Origin of the sequence: Streptococcus vestibularis ATCC 49124, assembly GCF_000188295.1 — a bacterium.
Classification (GTDB): Bacteria; Bacillota; Bacilli; order Lactobacillales; family Streptococcaceae; genus Streptococcus; species Streptococcus vestibularis.
On the sequence record NZ_GL831112.1, the window covers coordinates 974,009 to 981,199 of the forward strand.

Here is a 7,191-nt window from a genome sequence, read left to right on the forward strand (position 1 = left end):
ATGCTACCATGGTGCTATCCTATGATTTTGAAAGGTTTACCATGAGTCAAGCAGCTACTGATACTGATTTTAAACATTTGATAGATTTTGACGATAATCTGCTTCCATTTCGACTGACGGAAATCAAGGTTGAAAATGGACGTCCTGATATCCTTTTTCATTGGCATCCTGAGCTTGAGATTCAGTACGTTTATGAGGGGATAGCTCGCTATCATATTGATTATGACTATTTTGACAGTCAGACTGGAGATATTTTTTTGATAGGTCCTAATGAGCTTCATTCGATTCATCCCATAGATAATCAGTCTCATCATACTGACACCCTTCATTTTCATTTGGATATGTTGGGACAGTCTCTGGTGGATCTGCTTAGTCTCCGATATCTTCAGCCCTTACAGAATTCCAATTTTAAGTTTAAACAATGTCTAAGACCATCAGACGAGGGTTATACGGAAATAAAAGCACTTCTCTTCGAGATTTTTAAGATGATTCGTCAGAAAGATCGTCACTATGAACTTCTTCTCAAGTCAAAGTTGGAAGAATTAATCTACCTCTTCTACTTCTATCGTTTGGTAGAGCGAAAGACTTCTGATGATCATTATCGTAAAAATGATAAAATTCGTGAAATCATTGATTACATCAATCAACATTATGCTGAAAATCTCACGATTGGAAAGTTGTCAGAGCTCATGGGATATAGTAAGACACACTTTATGACGATTTTTAAACAACATACTGGCACCTCTTGTACCGAATTTATCATTCAAGCAAGACTACATGCTGCTTGTGAGGAGCTCCGCAATAGCGTAAAACCAGTTTTGGAAATTGCTACTAATGTTGGTTTTAACAATTTATCCAATTTCAACCGTCAATTTAAACACTATTACGACCAAACACCAAGTCAGTATCGAAAAACACATAGCAACAACAATAAAACAAAAAAGAGTTAGCCAAATGGTTAACTCTAATTTTTATCTGCAAACTTCTTAGTATTTCTCTTTAGCTTTGTGTTTTCCACTAATTCTAAAGATAGTTAGCAATATACCAAGTCCGAGGAGCCCAGCGTGTGAGGCCTTATCACCTGTTGTAGGAAGTTCTTCGGTTTGGCCTAAAGTTTCAGTAACCTTTTCAATTTCCTTAAGAGTTTCGTTTGAAGTTGAAACGAAGAAGGCTTTACCGGTAGGTGTTGTTACTACTTTAGATACTACTGGTTTAGTTTTTTCTAACACTTTAGAAGCTACAGTTCGATCAATAGTATTTAATGGATTAACCCTTGGATCTTCCGCATTCTCTTTCTTATTTAAAACAGCAAAATCGGCACTTGAGATAGAAATTGTACGTGAATTAGGATTTATTACTGCGTATTTCGTAAGATCTGCATGAGTCAAGTAATCAGCAAAGTCTGTATCGAGTGAAGGACCCTCTTCACGTGGACCACCAAGCATTGTGAAGCCATCCCCACCAGCAGCCAAGAAGTCATTCGTTACAAGGTAGTAAGTTTCATTAGTGTTGAGCGGTTTATAGACACAAGTTTCTTGATCCAAAATGTCAATTGATAAGATACGTTTTTCAGCTGGAAAAGTTGTGTCATAATATACGCGAGCTCCAGCGACTTGAAGGAAACCAGCTGAAGGTCTTTCTAAAAAGTCTCTAGTTTCTGCTTCTTTCAATGCTTTCTCGTAGCGTTGACTGACGATAGCATTGATTTTGGGATTCCTCCTCTCTGCTTCACGAATGGTAGCCTACACTAGTTCTCGGGGACTGACCATCTTATTTTGCACAGCTTCATCCATTGCCGTTGCATCTGACCGCTCATTAATTGTCCTCATATACTCTCCCTGCTTATCTTTTCCTAAATTATACTAAAAAAAGCGAAACGCCTAAAACGTTCCACCTTAAATCATGATAACTAGTCTTGCCAAGTTTCTTGGTTTTCTTTGAATTTTCTCAAGAGTTGAAGTCCGTCTGCTGTAATGTAACCTTGAACTTTAGCAACCTTAATCAACTCAGTGTAGTTTGAAAGAGTGACCAATTTCACGCCAGCATCTGCGAAGTTTTTCTCAGCTTTTGGCAATTCGTAAGTGAAGATAGCCACAACACCGATAACATCAGCCCCTTCACGCTCTGCAGCTGCAACAGCATCAAGTACTGAACCGCCAGTTGAAATCAAGTCTTCAACAACAACCATTTTTTCGCCTTTAACCACACGACCTTCGATTTGGTTACCAGCACCGTGATCTTTTGGTTTGCTACGGATGTAGGCAAATGGAAGGTTCATCTTGTCAGCTATAATCGCACCGTGAGGAATACCCGCAGTTGCAGTACCTGCAATTACTTCTACTTCGGGAAATTCTTCCTTAATTTTTTCCACAAAACCATTTTCAATAAGTGTACGAGTTTCTGGATAAGACAAAGTAATACGGTTGTCTGTGTAGATTGGTGATTTGATTCCTGATGCCCATGTAAATGGTTCTTCAGGTTTAAGGTAAACAGCCTTGATATTGAGCAAGTCAGATGCGATTTGTGATGCTAATGTCATAATTATTATCCTCCGTAAAGCGTTTTCTACTCTTTATTATAACCTAATTCCATCTATTTTCCTATGAAATAAGGGCTTTTTGAAAATTTATTGACCGTTCCATTGGGCCTTGATGTCGTGATAAGCTGCTACTGGATCGGCAGCTTGTGTAATTGGACGACCAACGACAATGTAATCTGAACCAATTTGATGGGCATCGGCAGGTGTCATGACACGTTTTTGGTCACCAACTGCTGCTCCTGCTGGACGAATACCAGGTGTCAAACAAACGAAATCTTCATTTGTTGCTTCTTTGATTTTTGCTACTTCGTGTGCTGAGCAAACAACACCATTAAGACCCGCTTCAGCAGTCTTCTTAGCATAATGAACCACTGATTCTTGAAGTGTGGTTTGGATATTTTGAAAATCACGCATCTGCTCTTCAGAGGTGGAGGTCAACTGTGTTACAGCAATCAAGATTGGACCATCTCCCAAGCCTTCACGCGCAGCCTTCATCATTTCCACACCACCGGCCGCATGCACATTAGTCATATCAACGCCAAGGTTAGACAAGACACGCATGGCTGATTTCACAGTATTTGGAATATCGTGAAGCTTAAGGTCAAGGAAAACACTATGGCCAAGATCTTTAACATAGCGAACAATCTCTGGACCAGCTGCATAGTAAAGTTCCATACCAATCTTCACATAGAGCTTTTCATCAGCAGGAAACTTAGCAAGGAATGCCTTCACATCCTCAAAAGTCGGGAAATCAAGGGCAATAACAGGACGATTTTCTCTCATTTCTTATATCCTTTCACACAAAAAAACCTCCGCCAGTCAGCGAAGGTTGCACGAAAATAGGGCAGTCCCTACCCCTTAGTAATGCCGTAGCATCTCAGTACACCTTTCTCGCCTCTCTGGACTCGATTAAAGGTTCAGTTCAATTTGTTCTATTATAGCGCTTTTATAATGGAATGTCAAAGGGGGATGAAAGTAATTATAGCTTTGTTAAATTCCTTAAAAATGCTATTTTTATTCTATTTCTTCAACAAGTCTGTTCGAACTTCCTTACGTAAGTCTTCGAGTGTTGTGATGCCGTACTTGTCCATAACCTCAGGGAGTCGGTCAATGATTTTAGGGCAGGCATATGGATCTGCGAAGTTGGCTGTTCCGACACCGATGGCTGAGGCACCAGCAATAAACATTTCGATAGCCGCTTCGGCACTGTCAACACCCCCCATACCGATGATTGGAAGGTCTGAAGCTAGAGCAACTTGGCGGATAAGTTTAAGGGCTACTGGAAAGACAGCTGGGCCTGACATACCACCTTGGCCATTGGCAATGATAGGTTTGCGAGTCGCCAAGTCATAGCGTGTTCCGACCAAGGTGTTAATCATGGTGAAACCTGTCGCACCGGCATCTTCGACTGCCTTGGCAACACTTGTGATGTCAGCCACACTTGGTGTCAGTTTGACATAGACGGGCACATCAGAATGAGAAACACTGGCTTTTACGGCTGCATAGGCAAGTTCTGGGACTTGTCCGATGAGGAGTCCGTTATTGCCATGATCCACGTTTGGACAGGAGATGTTGAGCTCAATTGCCTTAACGTTACTAGCTTTGGATATCTTGTGAGAGACTTCCGCATATTCTTCGTTAGAAAATCCAGCCACATTCGCAATGATTGGCAACTCAGGATAATGTTCCTGTAACCATGGGAGTTTTTCAAACAAGACAGCATCAACACCAGGGTTTTGCAAGCCAATGGCATTAAGCATGCCTGATGGTGTCTCAGCCACACGTGGTGTCGGGTTCCCAAAGCGTGGGTTGGCGGTCGTTGCCTTGATCATGATCGATCCTAGTTTATCCAAATCGTAATACTTGGCATACTCTTGACCAAAGCCAAAGCAACCAGAAGCTGGGATAATAGGATTCTTCAAATCGAGTCCTGGAAGGCGAATAGCTAAACGATTTTCTGATTTAATTTCTGACATAGTAACCTCCTAGACGATGACTTTTCCGGTAGGGAAGACTGGTCCCTCTTCACAAACACGAAGATTTTTGGCGTCCGACTCTCCTTTAACGTGAACCACACAGGCATAGCAAGCACCCATACCACAAGCCATGCGAGCTTCCATAGAAACATAGGCATGAGGATGATTTTCAAACTTGCTATCGACATATTTAAGCATGCCTGGAGCTCCGCAACTGTAAACGGCATCTGGAGTCCAGTCGAAACCATCAATAACTGTCGAAACGTAACCCTTGATACCGTATGAACCATCATCGGTCGTCACATAAACATCCCCACAAGCTTTGAGCTTGTCCTCCAAGATGACAGCATCCTTATTGGCAAAACCAATGACTGATACAACTTCCACTCCCTTAGTCTTCAACTGCTTAGCCGTCTCAACCAAAGGTGGCACACCAATACCTCCACCAACTAGGAGAGCTTTCTGCCCAGCCTCAATAACAGAAATATCAAAACCATTACCCTGAGGGCCCATGGTATCAATGGTTTGTCCAGCTACCATCTTAGACAGAATAGCTGTTCCCTCACGCTCCACACGGTAGACAATAGTTGCCTCTTTCTTGTCGTAGTCAATCTCTGAAATTGAAATCGGACGACGAAGGAGCTTGCTTGGGTCTGGCACCTTGAGGTGAACGAACTGACCAACATTCATATCTGCAACCATCTCTCCCTTAAGCACCATCTCAAAAATACGAGGTGCAATCTCACGCTGACTCACAATGGTTAAATCTTCAACTAATATCATGACAACCCTTTCTAAACTGCAAAATGTCATCAAAAAAACCTCGCCACATGGCAAGGTCGCACAAAAAATCACAGGAGAACCCTGCTGTTTCAATCTGTCCGACCTTTTAAGCCTCTCTGGACTCATTTAAAGGTTATTTTGTCATTATTATAACCATTTTCAAGCGAGATGTCAAAGCAGAAAAGAAAAAACCAAATCTCTTAAAACTAAGCTAAGGTCTCTCTAGCCTATAACTAGGCCCTCTGTTTGATACATGTCTATTATCATCTTATTGAAACAGTCTGTCGTAGACCATAGTATGAGCCAACTGTTGACCATCACCGCCTAATAGACCAACCAAGGCATATGCAAATGCCAATGCTGTTCCGGCACCACGGCTTGTGACAATATTGCCATCAACGACCACCAAATCAGTTTGATGGTCGCCAGATGCAATTTGTTCTTCAACACCAGGGAAACATGTGAATTTGCGACCTTCAAGAAGACCAGCACGTTCGAGAACAATTGGTGCCGCACAAATGGCAGCAACGTATTTTCCAGCTTTTGCAGCCTCTTGAAGAGAGGCAATCAAAGTTTCGTTGTCGCGTAGATTAGTTGATCCAGGCATACCTCCAGGAAGGACAACCAAATCATAATCCGCAAAATTGCCATCAAATACGCCATCCATGGCAACTTGAATCCCATGTGAGCCAGTTACTGACGCACTTTCAAGTCCAAGCATGCTACAGTCAAATCCTGCTCGGCGGAAGACATCCACTGGGCTCAAAGCTTCGATTTCTTCAAATCCTTCCGCAAATACTACTGCTACTTTTGTCATGATATACCTCCAATTTGCTTATCACAAGATTCTATTACGCCTTAAATTATAGCAGTTTTAGAAGCAGGAAACAAACCATAAAAATGGATTTTGAGCACGAAAAAAGACAGCACAAGGACTGCCTTTGTCATTTTATCTAAACAAACTTGCTAAGATCCACAAGAGATAAATATGGGCTGGGTAGAAAATATAAAAGAAATTCTTGTTACCACTACCGCGCTCACCATTATAGAAATACATAGGAATCGCAGCAAAGACCATCATCCACTGCACACCTGTCGGATCAAAGAGATGGGCAATCACTGAAATAACAGCTAAGACGATGATTTGAGCGATGCGATTGGTACGGAAAATATAGAATAGCAAACCAAGAATAACCATGACAAAGCCACCCTCAACCATGATAATACTTGGCACAAGTGACAAGATAAAGGCAATAATTTGTACAACAAGTGGGTTTGCATGTGGTGTTTCAAATATACCTCCAAGGACTACAACTGGAATAGATGAAAGAATCGGCAAGAGAAAGACACCAATCCCTTGAATCAATTCCTTGTATGATTTATCGCGAAGCCCCTTAGCCAACAAATCCCAAGAACAAATAAAAATCCCAGTGATAAAGAAGGTTGAAAAAGCATTGTTCATCAAACCAAGATTACCATTATGAAAGACACTACTAATAATGGTGTTACCAATAGTCATGAACCAGCTCATGTAAAGCAAACGTCTGAGAAAAGCCATACGGTCGTGTGTGTAATGAAAACTATCAGCTGCTAGAAAGAGAAAAATAGGAAAAACCAAACGTCCTAACATAGTCAACCATAGTGGTGCTCCCATACCCTCAAACATCTGATGGATGTGATCCAAAAACATAAGTACAATAGCTAGGTATTTCAAATTAGTCGCATTGCATATCTTTTTAATATCATTCATTTTAATGCTCCTTTAATTTTCAGCATATTAAATGATACCATAACTAGAACATAAATTCAAAAAAATATATGAAGAATTTTGATATGATTTTTAGCTGTTTATGTCATACAATTTTTTCAAGATAATTTATACTAGATTAAAAT

7 protein-coding genes and 1 pseudogene are annotated in these 7,191 nt (G+C 41.0%); 1 reads left to right on the forward strand and 7 read right to left on the reverse strand.

Annotated features, from left to right (window positions below; genetic code table 11):
• Window positions 1–41 precede the first annotated feature (41 nt).
• Window positions 42–950: an AraC family transcriptional regulator gene (locus HMPREF9425_RS04780; RefSeq protein WP_037621471.1), complete on the forward strand. Its 909-nt coding sequence runs from the start codon at window positions 42–44 to the stop codon at window positions 948–950.
• Window positions 951–986: 36 nt separating this feature from the next.
• Here the strand turns inward: HMPREF9425_RS04780 and HMPREF9425_RS09100 are convergent.
• The 7 genes and pseudogenes from HMPREF9425_RS09100 to HMPREF9425_RS04815 all read right to left on the reverse strand — a co-directional run.
• Window positions 987–1,643: pseudogene (locus HMPREF9425_RS09100) on the reverse strand (5'-nucleotidase C-terminal domain-containing protein); the annotation flags it as partial.
• Window positions 1,644–1,909: 266 nt separating this feature from the next.
• Window positions 1,910–2,539 (reverse strand): orotate phosphoribosyltransferase, encoded by a 630-nt coding sequence (gene pyrE / locus HMPREF9425_RS04790; protein WP_003097191.1) that lies wholly within the window; start codon window positions 2,537–2,539, stop codon window positions 1,910–1,912.
• 87 nt (window positions 2,540–2,626) lie between these two features.
• Window positions 2,627–3,322, reverse strand: coding sequence for an orotidine-5'-phosphate decarboxylase (pyrF, locus tag HMPREF9425_RS04795; protein ID WP_003097192.1), 696 nt, complete (start codon window positions 3,320–3,322; stop codon window positions 2,627–2,629).
• A gap of 236 nt (window positions 3,323–3,558) precedes the next feature.
• Window positions 3,559–4,515, reverse strand: coding sequence for a dihydroorotate dehydrogenase (locus tag HMPREF9425_RS04800; RefSeq protein ID WP_003097193.1), 957 nt, complete (start codon window positions 4,513–4,515; stop codon window positions 3,559–3,561).
• Window positions 4,516–4,524: 9 nt separating this feature from the next.
• On the reverse strand, window positions 4,525–5,298 hold the full coding sequence (locus HMPREF9425_RS04805; protein WP_003097194.1) for a dihydroorotate dehydrogenase electron transfer subunit: 774 nt from the start codon (window positions 5,296–5,298) through the stop codon (window positions 4,525–4,527).
• Window positions 5,299–5,566: 268 nt separating this feature from the next.
• Window positions 5,567–6,115 carry a DJ-1 family glyoxalase III gene (locus tag HMPREF9425_RS04810; RefSeq protein WP_003097195.1) on the reverse strand — a complete coding sequence of 183 codons (549 nt, stop codon included), beginning with the start codon at window positions 6,113–6,115 and terminating at the stop codon, window positions 5,567–5,569.
• A 132-nt stretch (window positions 6,116–6,247) separates the two neighbouring features.
• Complete coding sequence (locus tag HMPREF9425_RS04815; RefSeq protein ID WP_003097196.1) at window positions 6,248–7,048, reverse strand: TraX family protein; 801 nt, start codon at window positions 7,046–7,048, stop codon at window positions 6,248–6,250.
• Window positions 7,049–7,191 lie beyond the last annotated feature (143 nt).

Bases quoted from the DNA above. Each gene is read 5' to 3' on its own strand.
- HMPREF9425_RS04815 (WP_003097196.1), bottom strand. From the start codon at position 7,048: ATGAATGATATTAAAAAGATATGCAATGCGACTAATTTGAAATACCTA.
- HMPREF9425_RS04780 (WP_037621471.1), top strand. From the start codon at position 42: ATGAGTCAAGCAGCTACTGATACTGATTTTAAACATTTGATAGATTTT.
- HMPREF9425_RS04800 (WP_003097193.1), bottom strand. From the start codon at position 4,515: ATGTCAGAAATTAAATCAGAAAATCGTTTAGCTATTCGCCTTCCAGGA.
- HMPREF9425_RS04805 (WP_003097194.1), bottom strand. From the start codon at position 5,298: ATGATATTAGTTGAAGATTTAACCATTGTGAGTCAGCGTGAGATTGCA.
- pyrF (WP_003097192.1), bottom strand. From the start codon at position 3,322: ATGAGAGAAAATCGTCCTGTTATTGCCCTTGATTTCCCGACTTTTGAG.
- HMPREF9425_RS04810 (WP_003097195.1), bottom strand. From the start codon at position 6,115: ATGACAAAAGTAGCAGTAGTATTTGCGGAAGGATTTGAAGAAATCGAA.
- pyrE (WP_003097191.1), bottom strand. From the start codon at position 2,539: ATGACATTAGCATCACAAATCGCATCTGACTTGCTCAATATCAAGGCT.